Origin of the sequence: Cellulomonas alba, assembly GCF_030362835.1 — a bacterium.
Taxonomy (GTDB): domain Bacteria; phylum Actinomycetota; class Actinomycetes; order Actinomycetales; family Cellulomonadaceae; genus Cellulomonas; species Cellulomonas alba.
Genome location: NZ_JAUCGQ010000002.1, coordinates 304,527 through 328,093 on the forward strand (window position 1 = coordinate 304,527; position 23,567 = coordinate 328,093).

The 23,567-nt window shown below is 74.2% G+C and carries 26 protein-coding genes; 22 read left to right on the forward strand and 4 right to left on the reverse strand.

The annotated features are described in order from the left end of the window. Positions 1 to 99 precede the first annotated feature (99 nt). The 13 genes from rpsP to whiG all read left to right on the forward strand — a co-directional run bounded on the left by rpsP (position 100) and on the right by whiG (position 10,584). Positions 100 to 546 carry a 30S ribosomal protein S16 gene (gene rpsP / locus QRT04_RS14120; RefSeq protein WP_289456143.1) on the forward strand — a complete coding sequence of 149 codons (447 nt, stop codon included), beginning with the start codon at positions 100 to 102 and terminating at the stop codon, positions 544 to 546. Then, entirely contained in the window at positions 546 to 785 is a 240-nt protein-coding gene (locus QRT04_RS14125) for an RNA-binding protein (protein ID WP_289456144.1), read from the forward strand. Before rpsP ends, QRT04_RS14125 begins: the two co-directional genes overlap by 1 nt. A gap of 70 nt (positions 786 to 855) precedes the next feature. After that, positions 856 to 1,404, forward strand: coding sequence for a ribosome maturation factor RimM (rimM, locus tag QRT04_RS14130; RefSeq protein ID WP_289456145.1), 549 nt, complete (start codon positions 856 to 858; stop codon positions 1,402 to 1,404). Positions 1,405 to 1,409: 5 nt separating this feature from the next. Next, entirely contained in the window at positions 1,410 to 2,180 is a 771-nt protein-coding gene (trmD, locus tag QRT04_RS14135) for a tRNA (guanosine(37)-N1)-methyltransferase TrmD (protein ID WP_289456146.1), read from the forward strand. Between the two features lie 248 nt (positions 2,181 to 2,428). After that, positions 2,429 to 2,791, forward strand: coding sequence for a 50S ribosomal protein L19 (gene rplS / locus QRT04_RS14140; RefSeq protein WP_289456147.1), 363 nt, complete (start codon positions 2,429 to 2,431; stop codon positions 2,789 to 2,791). Positions 2,792 to 2,964: 173 nt separating this feature from the next. Beyond that, positions 2,965 to 3,852 (forward strand): signal peptidase I, encoded by an 888-nt coding sequence (gene lepB / locus QRT04_RS14145; protein WP_326522477.1) that lies wholly within the window; start codon positions 2,965 to 2,967, stop codon positions 3,850 to 3,852. A gap of 7 nt (positions 3,853 to 3,859) precedes the next feature. Further along, the gene (locus tag QRT04_RS14150; RefSeq protein ID WP_289456149.1) at positions 3,860 to 4,789 is read left to right on the forward strand and encodes a ribonuclease HII; all 930 of its coding nucleotides are present in this window, start codon (positions 3,860 to 3,862) and stop codon (positions 4,787 to 4,789) included. A gap of 33 nt (positions 4,790 to 4,822) precedes the next feature. Further along, the gene (locus tag QRT04_RS14155; RefSeq protein ID WP_289456150.1) at positions 4,823 to 5,146 is read left to right on the forward strand and encodes a DUF2469 domain-containing protein; all 324 of its coding nucleotides are present in this window, start codon (positions 4,823 to 4,825) and stop codon (positions 5,144 to 5,146) included. A 233-nt stretch (positions 5,147 to 5,379) separates the two neighbouring features. After that, positions 5,380 to 5,736 (forward strand): YraN family protein, encoded by a 357-nt coding sequence (locus QRT04_RS14160; RefSeq protein ID WP_289456151.1) that lies wholly within the window; start codon positions 5,380 to 5,382, stop codon positions 5,734 to 5,736. Further along, entirely contained in the window at positions 5,737 to 7,260 is a 1,524-nt protein-coding gene (locus tag QRT04_RS14165) for a YifB family Mg chelatase-like AAA ATPase (RefSeq protein ID WP_289456152.1), read from the forward strand. Continuing rightward, the gene (dprA, locus tag QRT04_RS14170; RefSeq protein ID WP_289456153.1) at positions 7,257 to 8,507 is read left to right on the forward strand and encodes a DNA-processing protein DprA; all 1,251 of its coding nucleotides are present in this window, start codon (positions 7,257 to 7,259) and stop codon (positions 8,505 to 8,507) included. Before QRT04_RS14165 ends, dprA begins: the two co-directional genes overlap by 4 nt. 203 nt (positions 8,508 to 8,710) lie before the next feature. Further along, complete coding sequence (locus QRT04_RS14175) at positions 8,711 to 9,643, forward strand: tyrosine recombinase XerC (protein ID WP_289456154.1); 933 nt, start codon at positions 8,711 to 8,713, stop codon at positions 9,641 to 9,643. 20 nt (positions 9,644 to 9,663) lie between these two features. After that, a complete protein-coding gene (whiG, locus tag QRT04_RS14180) occupies positions 9,664 to 10,584 on the forward strand; it encodes an RNA polymerase sigma factor WhiG (protein ID WP_289456155.1) in 921 nt (306 codons plus the stop codon). Between the two features lie 17 nt (positions 10,585 to 10,601). On the opposite strand, the gene QRT04_RS14185 is transcribed toward whiG, so the two are convergent. Continuing rightward, positions 10,602 to 11,162, reverse strand: a complete 561-nt coding sequence (locus tag QRT04_RS14185; protein WP_289456156.1) for a murein hydrolase activator EnvC family protein — start codon at positions 11,160 to 11,162, stop codon at positions 10,602 to 10,604. 470 nt (positions 11,163 to 11,632) lie between these two features. On the opposite strand from QRT04_RS14185, the gene rpsB reads away from it, so the two are divergent. From rpsB to dxr, 8 genes are all read left to right on the forward strand, one after another. After that, positions 11,633 to 12,610 carry a 30S ribosomal protein S2 gene (gene rpsB / locus QRT04_RS14190; protein ID WP_289456157.1) on the forward strand — a complete coding sequence of 326 codons (978 nt, stop codon included), beginning with the start codon at positions 11,633 to 11,635 and terminating at the stop codon, positions 12,608 to 12,610. Between the two features lie 34 nt (positions 12,611 to 12,644). Further along, complete coding sequence (gene tsf, locus QRT04_RS14195) at positions 12,645 to 13,490, forward strand: translation elongation factor Ts (RefSeq protein ID WP_289456158.1); 846 nt, start codon at positions 12,645 to 12,647, stop codon at positions 13,488 to 13,490. Positions 13,491 to 13,629: 139 nt separating this feature from the next. After that, positions 13,630 to 14,361 (forward strand): UMP kinase, encoded by a 732-nt coding sequence (gene pyrH, locus QRT04_RS14200; RefSeq protein WP_289456159.1) that lies wholly within the window; start codon positions 13,630 to 13,632, stop codon positions 14,359 to 14,361. Between the two features lie 50 nt (positions 14,362 to 14,411). After that, positions 14,412 to 14,969, forward strand: coding sequence for a ribosome recycling factor (frr, locus tag QRT04_RS14205; protein ID WP_289456160.1), 558 nt, complete (start codon positions 14,412 to 14,414; stop codon positions 14,967 to 14,969). Next, the gene (locus tag QRT04_RS14210) at positions 14,969 to 15,811 is read left to right on the forward strand and encodes a phosphatidate cytidylyltransferase (RefSeq protein WP_289456161.1); all 843 of its coding nucleotides are present in this window, start codon (positions 14,969 to 14,971) and stop codon (positions 15,809 to 15,811) included. Before frr ends, QRT04_RS14210 begins: the two co-directional genes overlap by 1 nt. A gap of 37 nt (positions 15,812 to 15,848) precedes the next feature. Then, positions 15,849 to 16,976 (forward strand): 23S rRNA (adenine(2503)-C(2))-methyltransferase RlmN, encoded by a 1,128-nt coding sequence (gene rlmN / locus QRT04_RS14215; protein WP_289456163.1) that lies wholly within the window; start codon positions 15,849 to 15,851, stop codon positions 16,974 to 16,976. Further along, positions 16,973 to 17,527, forward strand: coding sequence for a DivIVA domain-containing protein (locus QRT04_RS14220; protein WP_289456164.1), 555 nt, complete (start codon positions 16,973 to 16,975; stop codon positions 17,525 to 17,527). Before rlmN ends, QRT04_RS14220 begins: the two co-directional genes overlap by 4 nt. 54 nt (positions 17,528 to 17,581) lie before the next feature. Beyond that, on the forward strand, positions 17,582 to 18,754 hold the full coding sequence (dxr, locus tag QRT04_RS14225; RefSeq protein WP_289456165.1) for a 1-deoxy-D-xylulose-5-phosphate reductoisomerase: 1,173 nt from the start codon (positions 17,582 to 17,584) through the stop codon (positions 18,752 to 18,754). An 18-nt stretch (positions 18,755 to 18,772) separates the two neighbouring features. On the opposite strand, the gene QRT04_RS14230 is transcribed toward dxr, so the two are convergent. Genes QRT04_RS14230 through QRT04_RS14240 form a run of 3 tightly spaced genes read right to left on the reverse strand, consistent with a single transcriptional unit; the run spans position 18,773 to position 21,959 of the window. Continuing rightward, on the reverse strand, positions 18,773 to 20,131 hold the full coding sequence (locus tag QRT04_RS14230; RefSeq protein WP_289456166.1) for an NAD(P)/FAD-dependent oxidoreductase: 1,359 nt from the start codon (positions 20,129 to 20,131) through the stop codon (positions 18,773 to 18,775). Further along, a complete protein-coding gene (locus QRT04_RS14235; RefSeq protein ID WP_289456167.1) occupies positions 20,116 to 21,495 on the reverse strand; it encodes an aspartate aminotransferase family protein in 1,380 nt (459 codons plus the stop codon). Before QRT04_RS14235 ends, QRT04_RS14230 begins: the two co-directional genes overlap by 16 nt. Beyond that, a complete protein-coding gene (locus QRT04_RS14240; protein ID WP_289456168.1) occupies positions 21,492 to 21,959 on the reverse strand; it encodes an Lrp/AsnC family transcriptional regulator in 468 nt (155 codons plus the stop codon). Before QRT04_RS14240 ends, QRT04_RS14235 begins: the two co-directional genes overlap by 4 nt. 173 nt (positions 21,960 to 22,132) lie before the next feature. On the opposite strand from QRT04_RS14240, the gene QRT04_RS14245 reads away from it, so the two are divergent. Continuing rightward, entirely contained in the window at positions 22,133 to 23,566 is a 1,434-nt protein-coding gene (locus QRT04_RS14245) for a gamma-aminobutyraldehyde dehydrogenase (RefSeq protein WP_407653633.1), read from the forward strand. The last annotated feature ends 1 nt before the right edge of the window (position 23,567 follow it).

Sequence of the window (23,567 nt, forward strand, 5' to 3'; positions counted from 1 at the left end):
CTACCTGCCCTCGTCGTGTCCTTCGTCGGACCGGCGCGCCCTACCCCACGGGCTGCGCGGCGAGACACCCCCAGACAGACATCGGGAGAAGACCACACCGTGGCCACCAAGATCCGCCTCAAGCGCCTGGGCAAGATCCGCGCGCCGTACTACCGCATCGTCGTCGCCGACTCGCGCACCAAGCGCGACGGTCGCGTGATCGAGGAGATCGGCAAGTACCACCCCACCGAGGAGCCCTCGCTCATCGAGGTCAGCTCGGACCGTGCGCAGTACTGGCTCGGTGTCGGCGCGCAGCCGACCGAGCAGGTGCTCGCGCTCTTCAAGGTCACCGGTGACTGGCAGAAGTTCAAGGGCCTGCCGGGCGCCGAGGGCACGCTTCGGACCAAGGGCGACAAGGTCGACCCGAAGGCCGCCGTCGAGGCCGCCGCCGCCGACGCGGAGAAGGTCAAGGCGAAGGCGTCGGAGAAGAAGGTCGCCGCTGACGAGGCTCCGGCCGATGAGCCGGCCGCCGAGGTCGAGGCGCCAGCCGAGGACGAGCAGGCCTGATGCTGGCCGACGCGCTCGAGCACCTGGTGCGCGGCATCGTCGACCACCCGGACGACGTGCGCGTCACGTCCTCCGCGCTGCGCCGCGGCGAGCTGCTCGAGGTCCGGGTCAATCCCGAGGACCTCGGCCGCGTGATCGGCCGCAACGGCCGGACCGCCAAGGCGCTGCGCACCGTCGTCGGCGCGCTGTCGACCGACGGCCCCGTGCGCGTCGACGTCGTGGACGTCGACCGCCGCTGAGCACGACTCGTCGAAGGCCCGGCCCCCTAGCCTGGGGGTCGGGCCTTCGTCATGGACACCGGAGGACGACATGCAGCTGACGGTCGCACGCATCGGCCGTGCCCACGGCCTGCGCGGCGAGGTCGCGCTCGACCTGCGCACCGACGTGCCCGACGAGCGCCTCGCCGCGGGCACCGAGCTCGCCACCGAGCCGGCGTCCGCCGGTCCGCTGACCGTGGTCCGCACGCGCATCCAGCAGGGTCGCTGGTACGTGACGTTCGCGCAGGTCAGCGACCGGACGGCCGCGGAGGCGCTGCGCGGGGTCGAGCTCGTCGTGGACGCGGACGAGGCGGACGACGACGAGGACGCCTGGTACCCGCACGAGCTCGCGGGCCTGCGCGTCGAGCACGTCGACGGCCGCGTGCTCGGTGAGGTCGTCGGCCTCGACCAGGGTCCCGCGCACGACCTCCTGGTGATCCGCGAGACGGGTGGCGCGCGCACGGCGGTGCCGTTCGTCCGGGCGATCGTCCCCGTGGTCGACGTGCCGGGCGGCCGCGTCGTGCTCGACCCGCCGGGCGGCTTGCTCGCGTCGGACGCGGCGAACCTCGTGGTGTCCGACGACGAGACGCGCGGGAGCTGACCCGCGTGCGCATCGACGTCGTCACGATCTTCCGGGACTACCTGACGCCGCTGGACCTCTCGCTCGTGGGGAAGGCGCGCAAGGCCGGCCTGCTCGACCTGCGGGTCCACGACCTGCGCGACTGGACCTCGGACCGGCACCGCACCGTGGACGACACGCCGTTCGGCGGCGGTGCCGGCATGGTGATGCGCCCCGACGTCTGGGGGCTCGCGCTCGACGAGCTGCTCGACGACGACGCGCACCTGCTGGTGCCGACCCCGTCCGGCGAGCCGTTCACGCAGCGCACCGCCGAGGCGCTCGCCGGCGAGCAGCACCTGGTGCTGGCATGCGGCCGCTACGAGGGCATCGACGCGCGCGTCGCGGAGCATTACCGCTCGCGCGTGCGCGTCACCGAGTACTCGATCGGCGACTACGTGCTCAACGGGGGAGAGGTCGCGGCGCTCGTCGTGGTGGAGGCCGTCGCGCGGCTGCTGCCCGGCGTCGTGGGCAACCCGGAGTCGCTGGTCGAGGAGTCGCACGGTGCGGCCGGCCTGCTCGAGTACCCCGTCTACACGAAGCCGCCGGAGTGGGCCGGGCTCGAGGTGCCGGACGTCCTGCTCTCGGGCCACCACGCGCGCGTCGCGCGGTGGCGGCGCGACGAGGCGCTCGCGCGGACGTCGCAGCGGCGACCCGACCTGGTCGCGGCCCTCGACGTCGCCGAGCTCGACAAGCACGACCTCGCGACGCTCGACGGGCTCGGCTGGGTCGTCGTCGACGGGCGGCTCGCCAGGCGCTGAGTGGGACCACCTGCGGGCGGCCGAGGACGCCCGATTACCGGCGCGCAGACGCCCTGTGGCAGACTTGTGCGCTGGTGCGCGCCGGTCGCGTCTCTGCCACAGGGGAGACGAACCACGACCACCGGAGCCCCGACGGTTCACGCCGACCAGGCCCGACGCACCGCGAACAGACCACCGGGACACCGCCACACGTGCGCGTGCCCTCGACGACGTCGCTGACCTGTGGCAGGGCGAGGAAGCGAACCATCATGCACACGCTCGACCAGATCGACGCGCAGTCGCTGCGCAGCGACGTCCCCGAGTTCCGCGCCGGCGACACCGTCAAGGTCAACGTCAAGGTCGTCGAGGGCAACCGCTCCCGCATCCAGGCGTTCCAGGGCGTCGTCATCGCGCGCCAGGGCGCCGGCGTCCGCGAGACGTTCACGGTCCGCAAGATCAGCTTCCAGGTCGGTGTCGAGCGCACGTTCCCCGTGCACTCGCCGTCGCTCGAGTCGATCGAGGTCATCACCCGTGGTGACGTCCGTCGCGCGAAGCTGTACTACCTGCGTGGCCTGCGCGGCAAGGCCGCCAAGATCAAGGAGAAGCGCGACACCCCGGCCGCCAAGGCCTGAGCTCGCTGCTCCAGCCCGACGGGCGGTCACCGGAACTCGGTGGCCGCCCGTCGGCGTCCCCGGGGGCGTGTGGACGCCCTCGCCCGGGCGATCTGTGAATGCACGATCCGTCCCGGTCTCGGGGCGTGGTCGGGCGCACGCAACCCGGTCGAGCATGCGACAGTTGGCCAGTGATGGACCGCTCTCCTGAAGGGCTCGACGACGAGCCGCTCGTCGTCCCGCCCGCCGCCGCGCACGGTGCGCGCAGCACCTCGGACGCCCACGCCACGCGCCGCGAGGCCCGTCACGGCGACGGCGCCCGGCACCCGGGGGGCACGGAGGACGGCGACCTCGTCGAGGCGAGCGCCGACCGCCGCCACGCGGCGCCGCGCACGCGCAGCTCGGGTCCGATGGCGTTCCTCCGCGAGACGGCGATCATCCTGATCTGCGCGCTCGCGCTGTCGTGGGTCGTCAAGACGTTCTTCGTGCAGGCGTTCTTCATCCCGAGCCCCTCGATGCACGACACGCTCATCGAGCACGACCGGATCCTGGTCAACAAGCTCGCGCCCGGACCGTTCGAGCTGCATCGTGGCGACATCGTCGTGTTCAAGGACCCGGGCGGCTGGCTGCAGGGCGAGACCGAGCAGACGCCGAGCCGCAGCCGCTCGATCGTCAACGACGTGCTGACGTTCGTCGGCCTGTACCCGCAGGACGCGGGCCAGCACCTGGTCAAGCGCGTCATCGGCACGGCCGGCGACCACGTCGCGTGCGCCGGCCCGGGCAAGCCGGTGACCGTCAACGGCGTCGCGCTCGACGAGCCGTACCTCGCGCCGGGCTCCGAGCCGAGCGAGCAGAAGTTCGACATCACCGTCCCGGCGAACTCGATCTGGGTGATGGGGGACAACCGCCAGCACTCGTGGGACTCGCGGTTCCACCAGGGCAACCCGGGCGGCGGGTCGGTGCCGATCAGCAACGTCGTGGGCGTCGCGTTCGTGACCGTGTGGCCCATCGAGCGCGCCGGTCTGCTGCACAACCCCGCCAAGACGTTCGAGGACGTGCCGGCGCCGACCGCCACGAACTGAGCCGCGCATGACCGACCTGCTCGAACCCGGAGCCCTCGTCCCGACGGACGACGACGCGACCGCGCCCGCACCGGCCCGTGGCCGGTCGGCCGTTCCGCCGGCGCGCGGCATCCGCACTGCGCCGCACCTGCGGCACGAGCGGGTGCTGCTGCGCGAGGGCGCGCGGCTCGTCGCCGGCATGGACGAGGTGGGCCGAGGCTCGCTCGCCGGACCGGTGAGCGTCGGCGTGGTCGTGATCGACGCGTCGACGCGGTCGGCGCCGCAGGGAGTCGCGGACTCGAAGCTCCTGACGGCCGCCGCACGCCAGGCCCTCGTTCCGCGCCTGCGCCGCTGGGGGCTCGCGCGGGCCGTCGGGCACGCGAGCGCCGCCGAGATCGACGAGATCGGCATCATCGCCGCGCTGCGTCTCGCGGGGACGCGCGCGTTGTCGGTCGTGGCCGCGAGCGTCGGACCGGTGGACGTCGTGCTGCTGGACGGCTCGCACGACTGGCTCACGGCGCCCGCGCAGGGGGACCTGTTCGCACCCGAGCCGGACGTCGGGCTCGACGGCGTCGCCAGCGGCCCGCGCGTCGTGACGCGCGTCAAGGCGGACCGGACCTGCGCGACCGTCGCCGCCGCCAGCGTGCTCGCCAAGTGCGAGCGCGACGGCCTCATGGCGGAGCTCGCGGGGACGCACCCGCACTACGGCTGGGACGAGAACAAGGGCTACGCGTCGCCCGGCCACGTCGCAGCGCTCCACGACCACGGGCCGTGCGAGCTCCACCGACGGTCGTGGCGGCTGCCCGGCATCGGCGGGTGGCCGGGCGGCGACGAGCTCGCCGCGGCGCTGGCGGCAGGTGACGACGCGGCGCTGCTGCTCGCGGCCGAAGGGGCGGAGCTCGCGGCCGACGACGAGTTCGACGCACTCGAGGGCGGCTCGCTCGGCGAGGCGCGGTGACCCGTCGCGCGGGCGATGGGGGATGATGGGTCCGTGAGTGCGGAGGACCTCGAGAACTACGAGACCGACATGGAGCTCGCGCTCTACCGCGAGTACCGCGACGTCGTCGGGCTGTTCTCCTACGTCGTCGAGACCGAGCGCCGGTTCTACCTGGCGAACCAGGTGGACCTGCAGGTCCGTTCCGCGGCGGGCGAGGTGTACTTCGAGCTCACCCTCTCCGACGCGTGGGTCTGGGACGTGTACCGCTCGGCGCGGTTCGTGAAGTCGGTGCGCGTGGTGACGTTCAAGGACGTGAACGTCGAGGAGCTCGCGAAGGCCGAGCTCGACCTGGGCGGCGGCGCGGGGTTCGCGCGCTAGCTGACGCCGGTCGTGCACGCGTCGGCCGGCGCGGTGCGCTGACGCCCCCCGAGCACGCGTCGGTCCGCTCGGTGCGCTGACGCGTCCCCAGCGACGAGCCGCGTGCCCGCCGTGTCGCGCGCCCGCCGTCGAGCCGTCCACAGCCCCGGCCGTGAGCCCCTCGTCCACGGATCCGCCGGGCGGCCAGGGGCGTTCGCGCCGCGGCGGCACGCTCGTCGCCGGAGGTGGTGCAGGTGCGGGCGAAGGACGCGCTGGGGCGGTACGGCGAGGAGGTGGCGGCCGCTCACGTCGTCAGGCGTGGATGGCAGGTGCTCGACCGGAACTGGCGGGCGCCTCACGGCGAGCTCGACCTCGTGGCCCTCGACGGCGACGAGCTCGTGGTCGTCGAGGTGAAGACCCGGCGCTCCGTCGTCTTCGGGCACCCGGCCGAGGCGGTGACGCCCGTCAAGCTCGCGCGCGTGCGTCGGCTCGCGGCGGCCTGGCTCGCCGAGCACCAGGTGCGGCCCGCATCGGTGCGGGTCGACGTCGTGGCGGTGCTCGTCACGCCCGGATCGCCGGTGCGCGTGCAGCACCTCGAGGGGGTGGTGTGAATGGCGCTGGGTCGCACGCTCGGGGTCGCGCTCGTCGGCCTGACCGGCCACGTCGTCGAGGTGGAGGCCCACCTCGCGCCCTCGCTGCCGGCGTTCTCGCTGGTCGGCCTGCCGGACGCGTCGCTCGCCGAGGCCCGCGACCGGGTGCGCGCGGCGGTGACCTCGTCGGGCATCGCCTGGCCGAACCGCCGCATCACGGTGAACCTGTCGCCCGCGTCGCTGCCGAAGTCCGGCTCGGGCTTCGACCTGGCGGTGGCGGTCGCGACGCTCGCGGGCGCGGGGGTGGTCGACCCGGCGCGGGTCCGGGACGTCGTCCACGTCGGCGAGCTCGGACTCGACGGCCGCGTCCGGCCGGTGCGCGGGGTGCTGCCGGCGGTGGCGGCGGCAGTCGCGGCGGGGCGCACGCAGGTCGTGGTCGCCGAGGCCAACGCCGCCGAGGCGGCGCTCGTGCCGGGCGCCGACGTGGTCGCCGTGCGCAGCCTCGCCCAGGTCGCGGTCCGCCACGGCGCCGACGTGGAGGTGCCGGACGTGCCGCCGGTCCACGCGGAACGGACCATGGCCGGCCCGTCGCCCGCGACGTCCGACCTGCGCGAGGTGGTCGGCCAGGACGAGGCCCGGTCGTGCCTCGAGGTCGCGGCGGCCGGTGGGCACCACCTGCTGATGGTCGGGCCACCGGGAACGGGCAAGACCATGCTCGCGGCGCGCCTGCCCGGTCTGCTGCCGGATCTCGGGGAGGCCGATGCCGTCGAGGTCACGGCCGTCCACTCGCTCGCGGGGACGTTCGACCCGGCGGGCGGGCTGCTGCGCCGGCCGCCCTTCGAGGACCCCCACCACACGGCGACGTCGGCGAGCGTCGTCGGTGGCGGCTCGGGGATCGCTCGCCCGGGCGCCGCGTCGCGCGCGCACCGCGGCGTGCTGTTCCTCGACGAGGCACCCGAGTTCGCGACGGCCGTGCTCCAGACGCTCCGGCAGCCGCTGGAGCACGGCGAGCTGGTGCTGCACCGCGCCGGCGGTGCCGCCCGGTACCCGGCGAGGTTCCAGCTCGTGCTGGCCGCGAACCCGTGCCCCTGCGGCCGCGCGGTCGGCAAGGGCCTCGACTGCTCGTGCCGCCCGGAGCAGCGGCGGCGGTACTTCGGCAAGCTCTCGGGGCCGCTGCTCGACCGGATCGACCTGCAGGTCGAGCTCCAGCCGGCGCGCGCGGGCGATCCCGACGGCGAGTCGACGGCGGCGGTGGCGCGGCGGGTCGCGACCGCGCGTGCAGCGCAGGCCGAGCGGCTCGCCGCGACGCCGTGGCGCACGAACGCCGAGGTGCCGGGCGCGTGGCTCAGGGCGCGGCTCGGCCCCGACCGCGGCCTCGTCGCCGACCTCGACCGCGCCGTCGACCGCGGCACCCTCAGCCTGCGCGGCGTCGACCGCGTCTTGCGCGTCGCGTGGACGATCGCGGACCTGGCGGGACGGCCGTCGCCCACGGCGGCCGACGTGGGCCGCGCGCTGCTGATGCGGACGCGGGGGCACGGGGCGTGAGCGACGTGCACGATCGCGAGCGCCTCGCCCGCGTGGCGTGGAGCGGGATCGCGGAGCCCGGTGACGCGGTCGCGGGTGCGCTCGTCGGGGCGCTCGGCGCGGCCGACGCGCTCGACTGGCTGCGCGACGCGACGGCCCGCCTGGACGGCGGCGGTGCTGTCGAGCAGGGCCGCCTGGACCGCGGCGGTGCCGCCGACCGCGACGGCTCCGCCGCGCCGGGACGCGACGGCGAGCCGGGCCGGCGCCACCCGCTCGACGACCCGCGACTCGGCCGGGCGGTCAGGCGCTGGGCGCCGCGGCTCGCGCGGAGCGAGCCGGCGGCCGCGCTGGCCGCGGTCGAGCGGCTCGGGGGAGGCGTGCTCGTTCCGGGCGACCGGGCCTGGCCCGCGGGGATCGACGACCTCGGCCCGGAGGCACCCGCCTGCCTGTGGGTCCGCGGTCGCCTCGACCTCGGCGCTGTGCCGCACGGCGCCGCCGCCGTCGTCGGAGCGCGCGCCGCGACGACCTACGGCGAGCGCGTCGCGTTCGACCTGGCGGCGGGCCTCGCGACGCGGGGCGTCGCGGTGGTCTCCGGCGGGGCGTACGGCATCGACGCGGCGGCGCACCGCGGCACGCTCACCATGGCGGGCCACGCGGTCGTGGTCCTTGCCGGTGGAGTCGACCGGGCGTACCCGACGGCGCACGCGCGGCTGTTCGAGGCCGTGCTCGACGGCGGTGGCGCGGTGGTGTCCGAGCTCCCGCCGGGCGGCCTGCCGACGCGCAGCCGGTTCCTGCAGCGCAACCGCCTGATCGCGGCGATGGCGGGCGCGACGGTCGTCGTGGAGGCGGCGTGGCGGTCGGGCGCGCTGAGCACGGCGCACCACGCGGCGCGCCTGCTCCGGCCGGTCGGAGCGGTGCCGGGTCCGGTCACGTCGATGGCGTCGGCGGGGTGCCACCGCCTGCTCCGCGACGGCGTCGCGGTGTGCGTCACCGATGCGGGAGAGGTGCTGGAGCTGGTCCGCCCGGCGGGCGGGGCGCCGGAGCCGGAGCGCCCCCAGGACGTGCGGCTGCACGACGGGCTCGACCATGTGGCCCGCGCCGTCCACGAGGCGTTGCCGCGACGCACCGGCCACGACGTCACCCGAATAGCCGTGACCGCAGGGGTGACGGCCGACGAGGCACTCGGCGCCCTCGGTCTCCTCGAGCTGCGCGGCCTGGCGGCACGGACGGGTGACGGATGGCGCGTACGGCCGGGGAGCGTTGTCTAGCGCTAGTACGCGCGTTCGTGGGGAGGCGCGCCGAAAGTCCTAGGGCGCAGAGGCGCTTGATCGTTCGACCGGGTGAAAAAACAACGGGCGACCGCGATTTCCGGTCGGCGAATCGGACATTGCCGTCGCATTCGCCCGGCATTAGCCCGGCCAGGTGAAAGACGTGCTTGTTCTGGCTGTGTGTTTCCCGTCACCGTAGGCACATGGCAGTGGTCGAGATCACCCGAGAGGCGCAGAGTCGTGCGCGCCTTGTGGCTGACTTCTCGGCACATCTCGAGGCTCAGCGCGGCATGTCGCAGCACACGGTCCGCGCCTATGTGGGCGACATCGACCAGATGCTCGCGTACGCCGCGCGGCACGGACGGACCACGCTCGCCGACGTCGACCTCGCTGCCCTCCGCGGCTGGCTCGCGTCGATGGCTGCGCAGCACCGCGCCCGCACCACGCTCGCGCGGCGGAGCGCCGCGGTCCGCACGTTCTTCGCCTGGGCCACCCGCAACGGCGCCGTGCCTGCCGACCCGTCGCTCCGGCTCGCGAGCCCGAAGACCGCCGCGTCGCTGCCGGGTGTGCTCCGCCAGGAGCCGGCCCGCGACCTGCTCGACGGCGCGCGCGACGCCGCCGCCGAGGGCGAGCCCGGCGCGCTGCGCGACTGGGTGCTCGTCGAGCTCCTGTATGCGACGGGCGTGCGGGTCGGCGAGCTCTGCGGCGCCGACGTGAGCGACGTGGACCTGGGCGGTCGCACGCTGCGCGTGCTCGGCAAGGGCGGCAAGGAGCGGGTCGTCCCGTTCGGCAAGCCTGCCGCGACCGCGCTCGAGGCGTGGCTGGGCCGCGGGCGTCCCGCGCTCGCGCAGCCGACGACGGGCGACGCGCTCCTGCTCGGCGTGCGGGGTGGGCGGCTCGACCAGCGCCAGGCGCGCGAGATCGTGCACCGGCTGGCTGCGGCCGCTGGTGTCGACGACATCGCCCCCCACGGGCTGCGCCACTCGGCGGCGACCCACCTGCTCGAGGGTGGCTCCGACCTGCGCAGCGTCCAGGAGCTGCTCGGCCACGCGAGCCTCGCGACCACCCAGCGCTACACCCACATCTCCGCCGACCGTCTGCGCAGCGCGTACGCGCTGGCGCACCCGCGAGCCTGAAGAACCGAACGGAGCCGACGATGACGACGACCCCGACCGACACGGCCGTGCGTGAGCGCGACGCCGTGCTGTCCGACGGCTCGCTCCCGATCGCGCGGGCGATCGCCGCAGCGGAGGCGGTCGCGGGACCGCTCCTGACCGAGGTCCCCACCCAGCGTGGCGCCGCGGTCGAGGAGCTCGACCCCGCGGTGGCTCTCTGGGGCGAGTTCAGCGCCACGCGCAGCCGGGCCGCGCGCGAGGGCCTGATCCTCCACTACGCGTCGCTGGTGTCGGCGGTCGCGAGCCGCGTGGGCATGCGGCTGCCGAGCACCGTCGAGCAGGCCGACCTCGTCTCGTACGGCATGTTCGGCCTGATCGACGCGATCGAGAAGTACCAGACCGACCGCTCGGTGAAGTTCGAGTCCTACGCGTCGTCGCGCATCCGTGGCGCGATCATCGACGAGCTCCGCGCCATGGACTGGGTGCCGCGTTCGGTGCGCACCAAGGCGCGCTCCGTCGACCGTGCGTACGCCGAGCTCGAGGGGCGCCTGCACCGCGCGCCGACCGAGGGCGAGCTCGCCGCGCACCTCGGAGTCTCCGTCGACGACCTCCGCGCCGTGTACTCGCAGCTGTCCACCGTCAACATCGCGGCTCTCGACGAGCTGCTCGGGGGGGCCGACGACCGGGCCACCGGCGTGAGCCTGGTCGACACGCTCGGCGACGAGCGCTCGCAGGACCCGGCCGGGTCGATGGAGGCGGCGGAGACGAAGTTCCTGCTCAGCCGCGCGATCGAGCAGCTGTCCGAGCGGGAGCGCATCGTCGTCGTCCTCTACTACTACGAGGGCATGACGCTCGCGGAGATCGGCCGCGTGCTCGGCGTCACCGAGTCACGCATCTCCCAGATGCACACCGCGGCGATGGTCCGGCTCCGCACGCGGCTCCTGGACGCCGAGCGCGTCTGAGGGTCCTTCGCGCCGGCTCACGGGTCTGCGGCGTCGGGCACGGCGTCGCCCTCCAGCGGCAGGAGCACGATCGGGCCCGAGCTCGGCACCAGGCGCAGCGGGTCCAGGTAGACGGCGCCCCTCCGCACGCCCCAGTGCAGGCACGTCACCGGCGCGCAGTGCGCGCTCACACCGTCGAGCACCCCGACGCGCTCGCCGGCCTCGAGGCGGGTCCCGACGGGCACCGTCGCGCGGACGGGCTCGAGGCTCGTGCGCAGCCCGTCGGGGTGCGCCACGGCAACGACGCCACGCCCCGCGACCCGGCCCGCGAACACCACGACGCCGTCGCCGGGTGCGAGCACGTCGGCGCGAGCCGGCGCCGCCAGGTCGACGCCCCGGTGCCCGGCGGCCCACGGCTGCGGCGGCGGGTCGAACGGGTGCACGACGCGCGCGAGGCCGGCGACGGGCAGGCGGTAGGCGACCGCGGCGTCGGGCGCTGGGGGAGGGGACGCACCCGACGCCGCGGTGACGACGAGCAACGCGCCCAGCACGACGGTGGCTCCCGCGGCGACCGCGGTCCGGAACAGGTGGCTCGTCATGGGCACCACTCCATCCGGCGTGGCGATCCGCCCGGCCGGTCGAGGCCCGAACGGTGGATGGCGCAGCACCGCGCTGGGCTGTGGGCGGCTCGGCGCACCGCAGGGACACCCCGCCGGGCCGCCCGGCGCACGGGGTCGCACGTCCGTGCGCAGGGGCGCGCCTCGGGGCGGCCGGTCGCACGCGGTCGGACCTCGTCACGGTCCTCGTACCGGGCGGTCCGCGCCGCCGCCCGCGTCGGCTAGACTTCTCGCGCGACCGGTACCACGCCGGTCGACATCGCGCGCCATCTCCCCGCCACCAGGCAGGGGTCGTCCACGCACCGGTCCGGGACCACGTCCCGGCGCGGGGTCGGCATGGCGCCAGGGGCACCGGCACCCGCCGGGGCCGACAACCGCACCGCGGGTCCGCAGGGCCCGCCTTTCACGCGCGTGCACCCGGGTCGCCCAGGGCCGCGCCAGGAGGAACCGCCATGGCCGTCGTGACCATGCGCCAGCTGCTCGAGAGCGGTGTCCACTTCGGGCACCAGACCCGCCGCTGGAACCCCAAGATGAAGCGCTTCATCTTCACCGAGCGCAACGGCATCTACATCGTCGACCTGCAGCAGTCGCTGTCGTACATCGACCGCGCCTACGACTTCGTCAGCCAGACCGTCGCGCACGGTGGCTCGATCCTGTTCGTCGGCACCAAGAAGCAGGCGCAGGAGCCCGTCGCCGAGCAGGCCGCCCGCGTCGGCATGCCGTACGTCAACCAGCGCTGGCTGGGTGGCATGCTCACCAACTTCTCGACCGTCCACAAGCGCCTGCAGCGCCTCAAGGAGCTCGAGCAGATCGACTTCGACGACGTCGCGGCCTCGGGCCTGACGAAGAAGGAGCTCCTCGTCCTGCGTCGCGAGAAGGACAAGCTCGCGAAGACGCTCGGCGGCATCCGCGACATGGCCAAGGTCCCCTCGGCCGTGTGGATCGTCGACACGAACAAGGAGCACCTCGCCGTCGACGAGGCGCGCAAGCTGGGCATCCCGGTCGTCGCGATCCTCGACACGAACTGCGACCCCGACGTGGTCGACTACCCGATCCCGGGCAACGACGACGCGATCCGCGCCGTCCAGCTGCTCACCCGCGTGATCGCCGACGCGGCCGCCGACGGCCTGCTCAAGCGCCACTCGGGCCGCACGGCCACGGAGCAGGGTGCCGACGCCGACGCCGAGCCGCTCGCCGAGTGGGAGCGCGAGCTCCTCGCCGGTGCCGAGGCGGGCCTCCAGGAGGGTGAGTCGGCCGCCGCGCCGGCCGCCGTCCAGGCCGAGCAGGAGTCGCCGGCCGAGGTCGTCGCCGCCGACGCGGACGCGCAGGAGGCCGCCGAGGCCGCCGACGCGACCGAGGTCGCCCCCGCCGCCGAGGCAGCGGTGGAGCCGGAGGCCGACGCGGCCGCCGGCGCCGCGACCGCCGAGTGACCTCGTACCCGATCGAAGAGAACGGACACCACTGATGGCGAACTACTCGCTCCAGGACATCAAGGACCTGCGCGAGAAGACCGGCGCCGGCATGCTCGACGTCAAGAAGGCGCTCGAGGAGGCCGAGGGCGACTCGGAGAAGGCTCTCGAGATCATCCGCGTCAAGGGCCTCAAGGGCGTCGGCAAGCGCGAGGGCCGCGCGGCCAGCGACGGTCTCGTCGCCGCGCACGTGGCGCCGACGGCCGACGGCGAGGGCCAGACGGGCGTGCTCGTCGAGGTCAACTCGGAGACCGACTTCGTCGCCAAGAGCCAGTCGTTCATCTCGCTCGCCGACCGCGTGCTCGCGGCGGCGGTCGCCACGGGTGCCCGCGACGCGGACGCGCTGACGGCGGCCGAGTACGAGGGCACGACCGTGCAGAACATCGTCGACGAGACGGCCGCCACCCTGGGTGAGCGCGTCGTCGTGCGCCGCCTGGCCCACCTGGCCGGCGAGCACGTCGAGGTCTACCTGCACAAGGTCAACAAGGACCTGCCCCCGCAGGTCGGCGTCCTCGTGGCGACCGACGCGGCCGGCGCGTCCGTGGCGCGCGACGTCGCGACGCACATCGCCGCGTTCTCGCCGCAGTTCCTCACGCGTGACGAGGTGCCGGCGGACACGGTCGAGAACGAGCGTCGCATCGCCGAGGAGACGGCCCGCAACGAGGGCAAGCCCGAGGCCGCGCTCCCGAAGATCGTCGAGGGTCGCCTCAACGGGTACTTCAAGGAGAACGTGCTGGTCGACCAGGCGTTCGCCAAGGACCCGAAGAAGTCGGTCGGCCAGGTGCTGACCGAGGCCGGTGGCACGCTGACCGGCTTCGTGCGCTTCCGCGTGGGAGCCTGATCCCACCACCGCACGGTGGCCCCGTCCCGGTCTCGGGTCGGGGCCACCGTCGCACCGGGCGCCGGGCGCCCAGCACGCCCGAACCCCAGCAGACCCGAGCCGAGCGCCGGGCCGCGAACCCGAGCCGCAGGAGGCGCACGTGACCACGGACCCGACGATCCCGAGCCACCGCCGCGTGCTCCTCAAGCTCTCCGGCGAGACGTTCGGCGGCGGCGACGTGGGCCTCGCGGCCGACGTGGTCCAGCGCATCGCCGGCGAGATCGCGGTAGCCGTCCGGGCCGGGGTGCAGGTCGCCGTCGTCTGCGGCGGTGGCAACTTCTTCCGCGGCGCCGAGCTGAGCCAGCGCGGCCTGGACCGCGCGCGCGCCGACTACATGGGCATGCTCGGCACCGTCATGAACTGCCTCGCGCTGCAGGACTTCCTCGAGCAGGCGGGCGTGAGCACGCGCGTGCAGACCGCCATCGCCATGGGCCAGGTCGCCGAGCCGTACATCCCGCTGCGGGCGATCCGTCACCTGGAGAAGGGCCGGGTCGTCATCTTCGGCGCGGGCGCCGGCATGCCGTACTTCTCGACCGACACCGTCTGCGTGCAGCGCGCCCTGGAGACGCACTGCCAGGAGGTGCTGATGGGCAAGAACGGCGTCGACGCGGTGTACACGGCGGACCCGCGCAAGGACCCGAAGGCCGAGCGCCTCGAGCACCTCACGTACACCGAGGCGATCGTCGGCGACCTCGGCGTCATGGACCAGACCGCGCTCTCGATGGCGCGCGACAACGACATCGCGATGCGCGTGTTCGGGCTCGAGGAGACGGGCAACGTCACGCGCGCGCTCGAGGGTGAGAAGATCGGCACGCTGGTCACCGCGGGCTGACCTCGCCGTTCGACCGTTCGACCCCCGTCACCACGAACCAAGGAGTACCGGTGATCGACGAGACCCTCCTCGAGGCCGAGGAGAAGATGGACAAGGCGATCGAGGTCGCCAAGGACGACTTCGCGACGATCCGCACGGGCCGCGCGAACGCAGCGATGTTCGCGAAGGTCTTCGTCGACTACTACGGCACGCCGACGCCGCTGCAGCAGCTCGCGTCCTTCAACGTGACCGAGGCGCGGACCATCCTCGTCTCCCCGTTCGACAAGAGCTCGACGCCCGCCGTCGAGAAGGCGCTGCGCGACTCCGACCTGGGCGTCAACCCCACGAACGACGGCAACGTCATCCGGATCGTGCTGCCCGCCCTCACCGAGGAGCGCCGCCGCGACTACGTCAAGCTCGCCAAGACGAAGGCGGAGGACGCGCGGGTCTCGGTCCGCAACATCCGCCGGCGCGCCAAGGAGGAGCTCGACCGCATCGTCAAGGACGGCGAGGCGGGCGAGGATGAGGTGGTCCGCGCCGAGAAGGAGCTCGAGGCGCTGACGAAGAAGCACGTCGAGCTCATCGACCACCTGCTCGCCTCCAAGGAGAGCGAGCTGCTCGAGGTCTGATGTCCCAGGACAACGCCGTCGCCGCGCGCACCCCGCGCGCGGGCCGTGACCTGCCGGTCGCGTCGACCGTCGGGGTCGGCCTGCTGCTCCTCATCGTCGCGGCGCTGTTCATCCGCAAGGAGGTCTTCGCCGTCCTCGCGGTGATCGCCGTCTGCGCGGGGCTCTGGGAGCTCGCGCAGGCGTTCACGCGGCGGTCGATCCACCTGCCGCTGCTGCCGCTCCTGGTCGGCGCCGTCGGCATCCTCGTGTCCGCGTACGTCGCGGGCTCCGAGGCGCAGTTCGTCGCCTTCCTGCTGACCGTGGGCGGGATCGTCGTGTGGCGGGTGCTCGACGGGACCGGCCAGCCCGCGATCCGCGACGTCACGGCCGGCACGTTCGCCGCGGCGTACCTGCCGTTCCTTGCGGGCTTCGTCATGCTGATGCTGGCCGCCGACGACGGGCCCGCGCGCGTGCTGGTGTTCATCCTCTGCGTCGTCGCGAACGACACCGGCGGGTACGCGGTCGGCTCGCTGCTCGGCCGGCACCCGCTCGCGCCGACCGTGAGCCCGAAGAAGTCGTGGGAGGGCCTGCTCGGCTCGCTCGTGCTCGCGTGCGTCGTCGGCGTCGTCTCGGTGCAGATCGCGTTCGGCGCGAAGCCGCTGGTCGGTGCCGTGCTCGGCCTCGCGACGGTGTTCACCGCGACGCTCGGCGACCTCGCCGAGTCCATGCTCAAGCGCGACCTCGAGCTCAAGGACATGGGGCGCCTGATCCCCGGCCACGGCGGCATCCTCGACCGCCTGGACTCCCTGCTGCTCACCGCGCCTGCCGCCTACCTGATCCTCAGCTCGTTCCTGGGCAGCTGAGCCCGGGCCTCGCTCGACCCCTCGAAGGAGGGCACCCATGACCGGAACCCCTGTGCGGCTCGACCTCTCGTCGCCTTCGCGCGGCCCGCGCGGCAAGCCGCCGAAGCACTTCGTCGACCTCACGCCCGAGCAGCGCGTCGCGGCGGTGACGGAGCTCGGCGAGCAGCCGTTCCGCGCCAAGCAGCTCGCGACGCACTACTTCACGCACCTGACGTCGGACCCGCAGGCGATGACCGACCTGCCGAAGGCGACGCGCGACAAGCTCGCGGCCGAGCTGTTCCCCCGGCTGATCACGGCGAGCCGCACGCTGACGGCGGACCGCGGCACGACCGTCAAGACGCTGTGGCACCTGTTCGACGGCGCCAAGGTCGAGTCGGTGCTCATGCGCTACCCGAACCGTTCGACGCTGTGCATCTCGAGCCAGGCCGGCTGCGGTCTCGCGTGCGCGTTCTGCGCGACGGGCCAGCTCGGCCTGACGCGCAACCTCTCGACCGCCGAGATCGTGGAGCAGGTCCGCGCGGCGGCGCGCTCGCTCGCCGACGGCGAGGTGCCCGGCGGCCCGGGCCGGCTCAACAACGTGGTCTTCATGGGCATGGGCGAGCCGCTCGCCAACTACAAGTCGGTGATGGAGACGGTGCGCCGCCTGGTCGCGCCGACGCCGGACGGCCTCGGCATGTCGGCGCGCAACGTGACGGTCTCGACCGTGGGGCTCGTCCCGGCGATGGACAAGCTCGCCAAGGAGGGCATCCCGGTGACCCTCGCACTGTCCCTGCACGCGCCCGACGACGAGCTGCGCTCCGAGCTGGTGCCGGTCAACACGCGCTGGTCGGTCGACGAGGCGCTCGACTCCGCGCGCCGGTACTTCGACGCGACGGGCCGCCGCGTGTCGATCGAGTACGCGCTGATCCGCGACGTCAACGACCACGCGTGGCGGGCGGACCTGCTCGGGGAGAAGCTCAACGCGCGCGGGCGCGGCTGGGTGCACTGCAACCCGATCCCGCTCAACCCGGTCCCCGGCTCGCGGTGGACCGCGAGCGATCCCGCGGTGGAGCGCGAGTTCGTGGCACGCTTGCGGGCGCACGGGGTCCCCACGACGGTGCGGGACACGCGCGGCAGCGAGATCGACGGTGCCTGCGGCCAGCTCGCGGCGGAGGAGGACGAGTGAGCGACGGGATGTTCCGGACCGTCTCCGGGCTCAAGACCGGCTACGACCCCGACGAGGTCGACGAGTTCTTCACGCACGCCCGGTCGGTCTACGAGCAGGGACCCGCCGGGTCGCTCGCGGCGAAGGACGTGCGCTCGGTCGCGTTCGACATGGTGCGCGGCGGCTACATGACGGGCGCCGTCGACGCGGCGCTCGACCGGCTCGAGGCCGCCTTCGTGGCCCGTGCGCGGTCGGAGTTCGTGGCCGAGAACGGCCAGCAGGCGTGGATGCAGCGGCTCGCCGACCAGGCGCGCACGCTGTACGGCCGGCTGGGTCGCCCGGACGGCGACCGGTTCGCGCCTCCCGAGGGCCGCGACCAGGGCTACGAGCCCGCGGACGTCGACGAGCTGTGCCACCGGCTGATCGGCTACTTCGACAAGGGTCAGCCGCTGGCGGCGGCCGAGGTGCGGTCGGCGACGTTCCGCATGCGCCGCGGCCACAACGCGTACGCCGAGGCGCCCGTCGACGCGTTCTTCGCGCGCGCGGTCGAGGTGCTGCTCGGCGTCGAGTGACCGCGTCGCGTCCGTGCGCCGTCCGCGCCCGTCGTGGTCGGCGATGATGGGCGCGTGACCAGGCGCAGCATCGTCATCCTCGGCTCCACGGGGTCCATCGGCACGCAGGCGATCGACGTCGTGCGGCGCAACCCCGGCAGGTTCGAGGTCGTGGGCCTGTCCGCCGGCGGCGGCGACGTCGCCCTGCTCGCGCAGCAGGCGGCCGAGCTGGGCGTCCGCACCGTCGCGGTCGCACGGCCCCAGGCGGCCGACGACGTGCGTGCGGCGCTCGAGGCCGCCGGGGCCGCTCGCGTCGAGGTGCTCGCCGGTCCGGACGCGTCCACGCGCCTCGCGGGCACCGGCGCCGACGTCGTGCTCAACGGCATCACGGGCTCGGTGGGCCTGCGGCCGACGCTCGCGGCGCTCGCTGCGGGGTCGACGCTGGCGCTCGCCAACAAGGAGTCGCTCGTGGTCGGCGGCCGGCTCGTGCAGGGCGCGCGGCAGCGGGCGGACCAGATCGTGCCCGTGGACTCGGAGCACTCGGCGATCGCCCAGGCGCTGCGCGGTGGCGCCCGCTCCGAGGTCCGCCGCCTGGTCCTCACCGCGTCGGGCGGCCCGTTCCGCGGCTGGGCGCGTGACGACGTCAAGGTCGTGACCGCGGAGCAGGCGCTCGCGCACCCGACGTGGTCCATGGGCCCCGTCGTGACGGTGAACTCCGCGACGCTCGTCAACAAGGGCCTGGAGCTCATCGAGGCGCATCTGCTGTTCGACGTGCCGCCCGACGACATCGCCGTCGTGGTGCACCCGCAGTCGGTGGTGCACTCGATGGTCGAGTTCCACGACGGCTCCACGATCGCCCAGGCCAGCCCGCCCGACATGCGGCTGCCGATCGCGCTCGGGCTGTCCTGGCCGGACCGTGTGCCGGACGTCGCGCCCGCGTGCGACTGGTCCCGCGCGACGTCGTGGACGTTCGAGCCGCTCGACGACGAGCTGTTCGGCGCGGTGCGCCTCGCCCGCGCTGCCCTCGCCGCGTCGGCCACGCACCCCGCCGTCTACAACGCCGCCAACGAGGAGTGCGTCGCCGAGTTCCTCGCGGGGCGGATCGGGTTCCTCGACATCGTGACGACCGTCGAGCGCGTGCTCGACGAGCACGCCGGCACCCCTGCCGACGCGCTCGACCTGGATGCGGTGCTCGGCGCCGAGGCGTGGGCGCGGGCGCGCGCGCACGAGCTGCTCGACCGCAGCTGAGCGCGCCCGGCGCGTCGGTCAGCGCGTCAGCCGCTCCAGCAGCGCCGACGCCCGGCTCTCGTGCCCGGTCCGCGCCTCGGCACGGTCCGCCCACGCCGCCGCGCGCCGCGCCGCGGTGATGCCCGCCCACCGGACGGGCTCCGGCTCCCACGCGGGCGAGCGGTGCCCGACCCACGGCAGCCGCGTCAGCTCCGAGTCGCTCCCGTGCACGAGGTCGGCGAGCGTGCGGCCCGCGAGGTTCGCGGCCGCGACGCCGTCGCCCACGTAGCCGCCCGCCCAGCCGAGGCCGTCGTCGCCGAGGCCGACCGACGGCATGTGGTCGCGGGGGACGGCGAGCGGACCGCCCCAGCGGTGCGTGACGACCACGCCGTCCAGCACGGGGAACAGGTCGACGAGCGCGCGCTCCAGGTGGTGGGCGACGCCCCGCGGGTCGTCGAACCCGGGACGGATCGCCGAGCCCGCGTGGTACGGCGCGCCCCGCCCGCCGAACGCGAGGCGGCCGTCGGCCGTGCGCTGCCCGTAGACGATCAGGTGGCGGCCGTCGGTGAACGTCTGGCCCCGCTCGAGCCCGATCGCGGCCCACGCCCGCGCCGGCAGGGGCTCGGTCGCGATCATGTGCGAGTACACCGGCGCCACCTCGCGCCGCGCCGAGGGCAGGTGCGCCGACCACGCCTCGGTCGCCCGCAGCACGTACCGCGCGCGGACCGTGCCGTGCGCCGTCACGACGGCCCGCGGAGCGATCCGCAGCGCGCGCGTGCCCTCCACCAGCCGCGCTCCGCGCGCGAGCACGACGTCGAGCAGCCCGCGCACGAGCGCCGCCGGCTGGACGCGCGCGCAGTCCGGCGTGAACGCGCCGCCGATCGCGCCGTCCGCCTGCACGTGCTCCTCGAGGTCGTGCGGCCCGAGCAGCTCGGCCTCGTCGCCCCACGCGGCGCCCGCCGCGACGGCCGACGCGATGCGCTCGAGCTGCGGCCGGTTGCGGGCCACGGTGACCGCGCCGCCGAACGCGAAGTCGCAGGCGATCTGCTCGGCCGCGGCGACGCCACCGACCTCGACGACGGTGTCGCGCATCGCGGCCCGCATCGCGAGCGCGGCGTCCCGGCCGTGCGCCCGGGCGATCGTCTCGGCGGAGACCGGGAACAGGGCCGAGCACCAGCCCCCGTTGCGGCCGCTCGCGCCGAAGCCCACGGTCTCGGCCTCGACCAGCAGCACGTCGAGCGACGGGTCGTGCTCGAGCAGGTAGTACGCGGTCCACAGACCCGTGAACCCGGCGCCGACGATCACGACGTCGGCCTCCGCGTCGCCGTCGAGCGGCGGCACCGCCTCGCGCGGGGGCAGGAGGTCGGCCCAGAGCGGCGTCGTCACACGTGCATCCACGCGTCGGACAGTACGCCGCGCAGGATCTGCTCCATCTCGTCGAACTCGGCCTGTCCGCACGTCAGCGGCGGTGCGAGCTGCACCACGGGGTCGCCGCGGTCGTCGGCGCGGCAGTACAGGCCGGCGTCGAAGAGGGCGTGCGAGAGGAAGCCGCGCAGCAGCCGCTCGCTCTCGTCGGCGTCGAACGTGGCACGCGTCGCCTTGTCCTTGACGAGCTCGATCCCGTAGAAGAAGCCCTCCCCGCGCACGTCGCCGACGATCGGCAGGTCGAGCAGGCGCTCGAGCGTCGCGCGGAAGGCCGGCGCGGTCTCCTTGACGTGGTCGAGCAGGCGCTCGTCCTCGAAGATGTCGAGGTTCGCCATCGCGACCGCCGCCGAGACGGGGTGGCCGCCGAACGTGTAGCCGTGCGGGAACATCGCGGTGCCGCTGCGGAACGGCTCGTACAGGCGGTCGTTCGCGATGAGGGCGCCGATCGGCGAGTAGCCGGACGTCATGCCCTTGGCGCACGTGATCATGTCGGGCTCGTACCCGAAGTCCTCGCACGCGAACATCGAGCCGATGCGGCCGAACGCGCAGATCACCTCGTCGGAGACGAGCAGCACGTCGTACCGGTCGCAGATCTCGCGCACGCGCTCGAAGTAGCCGGGCGGCGGCGGGAAGCAGCCGCCGGCATTCTGCACGGGCTCGAGGAACACCGCGGCGACGGTGTCGGGCCCCTCGAACTCGATCGCCTCGGCGATGCGGTCGGCCGCCCAGCGGCCGAAGGCCTTGGGGTCGTCGCGCAGGTGCTCGGGCGCGCGGTACTGGTTGGTGTTCGGCACCTTGTGCGCGCCTGGCACGAGCGGCTCGAACGGCTCGCGCAGCGCGGGCAGCCCGGTGATCGACAACGCCCCGTGCGGCGTTCCGTGGTACGCGACCGCGCGCGAGATCACCTTGTGCTTGCCCGGGCGCCCGACGAGCTTCCAGTACTGCTTGGCGAGCTTCCACGCGGTCTCGACCGCCTCGCCGCCGCCCGTCGTGAAGAAGACGTGGTTCAGCGTGCCGGGGGCCGCCGCGGCCAGCCGCTCCGCGAGGTCGATCGCCTGCGGGTGCGCGTACGACCAGAGCGGGAAGAACGCGAGCTGCTCGGCCTGCTCCCGCGCCCGGGCGGCGAGCTCGGCGCGTCCGTGGCCGACCTGCACCACGAACAGCCCCGACAGCCCGTCGAGGTACCGCTTGCCGTGCGCGTCCCAGATCTGGTGGCCCTCGCCGCGCACGATCGTCGGGACGCCGTGCTCCCACGCGCTCTGCCGGGTGAAGTGCCCCCAGAGGTGGGCGCGCGCCGCCTCGTCGCGGTCCGTGCCGAGCGGAGTCGTGCCGGTCATCGCGTCCCCCAGTTGTAGAGCTGCTTGCGCAGGCGCAGGTAGACGAACGTCTCGGTGCTCTGCACGCCGGGCAGCGCCCGGATCTTGCCGTTGAGGATCTCGAGCAGGTGCGCGTCGTCCTCGCACACGACCTCGGCGAGCAGGTCGAACCCGCCGGCCGTGATCACGACGTAGTCCACCTCGGGCAGCGCCGCGACGGCGTCCGCGAGCCGCTCGAGGTCGCCCGCCGCGCGGAGGCCGATCATCGCCTGCCGGGCGAACCCGACCTGGAGCGGGTCGGTCACGGCGACGATCTGCACGACGCCCGTCTCGGTGAGGCGCTGGACGCGCTGGCGCACGGCCGCCTCGGAGAGCCCGACGGCCTTGCCGATCGACGCGTACGAGCGGCGACCGTCCTCCTGGAGCTGCTCGATGATCGCCTTCGACACGTCGTCGAGCGGGGCGTGGTTCGCCGGTCGCGTCATCCCACGATCGTCTCGTGCGCGCACACGGGGTGCAAGGGATTCCGTCGTCTGCGGCGGCCCCGATGACGAATTGCGCGGAGCGGCACGTCCCTGACGAAGGAATGCGCGGTCGAGGGCTGCCGTCGTGGCCCGCTGCGGCGTAGCGTCGGCGCAACAGCGCACAGGAGGCCGCCGTGAGCCAGACCGAGCTGCACAACGTCGTCGGGGGAGAGCGCCGCGCCGCCGCGGACGGGCGCACGACCGCGGTCGTCGACCCGTCGACCGGGCAGGAGTACGCGCGCGCACCGCTCTCGGGCGCCGCAGACGTCGACGCGGCGTACGCCGCGGCCGCGGCCGCGTTCCCCGCCTGGGGGCGCGCCACGCCGGGCGAGCGCCAGCTCGCGCTGCTGCGGCTCGCGGACGCGGTCGAAGCGCGCGCGGACGAGTTCGTCGCCGTCGAGTCGCGCAACACCGGCAAGCCGCTGCACCTCGTGGCGGCCGACGAGGTGCCGCCGAGCGTCGACGAGCTGCGGTTCTTCGCAGGCGCGGCACGCGTGCTCGAGGGGCTCGCCGCGGGGGAGTACCTCGCGGGCCACACGTCGTGGGTGCGGCGCGAGCCGGTGGGGGTGATCGGCCAGGTCACGCCGTGGAACTACCCGCTCATGATGGCGATCTGGAAGATCGCACCCGCGCTCGCGGCCGGCAACACCGTGGTGCTCAAGCCGTCGGACACCACGCCGGCGTCGACCGTGCTGCTCGCCGAGGTCGCGGCCGAGATCCTGCCGCCCGGCGTGCTCAACGTCGTGTGCGGAGACCGCGACACCGGCCGTGCGCTGGTCGCGCACCCGAGGCCCGACATGGTCGCGATCACCGGCTCGGTGCGCGCCGGCTCGCAGGTCGCCGAGGCGGCCGCGGGCGGGCTCAAGCGCGTGCACCTCGAGCTCGGCGGCAAGGCGCCGGTCGTCGTGTTCGCCGATGCCGACGTGGCCGCGGCCGCCGAGGGCATCGCCGGCGCGGGGTACTACAACGCGGGCCAGGACTGCACCGCCGCGACCCGGGTGCTCGTCCACGAGAAGGTGCACGACGACTTCGTCGCCGCGCTCGCGGAGGCGGCGCGGCACCAGCGCACGGGTCCGCCCGACGACCCGGGCGTGGCGTTCGGACCGGTGAACAACCCCGCCCAGCTCGAGCGCGTGACCGGCTTCCTCGACCGGCTGCCCGACCACGCGGACGTCGTGGCCGGCGGCTCGCGGCTCGACCGGCCCGGGTACTTCGTCGAGGCGACCGTCGTCGACGGCCTGCGGCAGGACGACGAGGCGTCGCAGGACGAGATCTTCGGACCCGTCATCACCGTGCAGACGTTCACCGACGAGGCCGACGCGATCGAGCGCGCCAACGGGGTGCGGTACGGGCTGTCGAGCTCGGTCTGGACCACCGACCACGCGACCGCCCTGCGCGTCTCGCGCGCGCTCGACTTCGGCGTCGTCTGGATCAACACGCACATCCCGTTCGTCTCGGAGATGCCGCACGGCGGGTTCAAGCACTCGGGCTACGGCAAGGACCTGTCGATGTTCGGCTTCGAGGACTACACGCGCATCAAGCACGTGATGTCGGCGTTCGGGGAGTGAG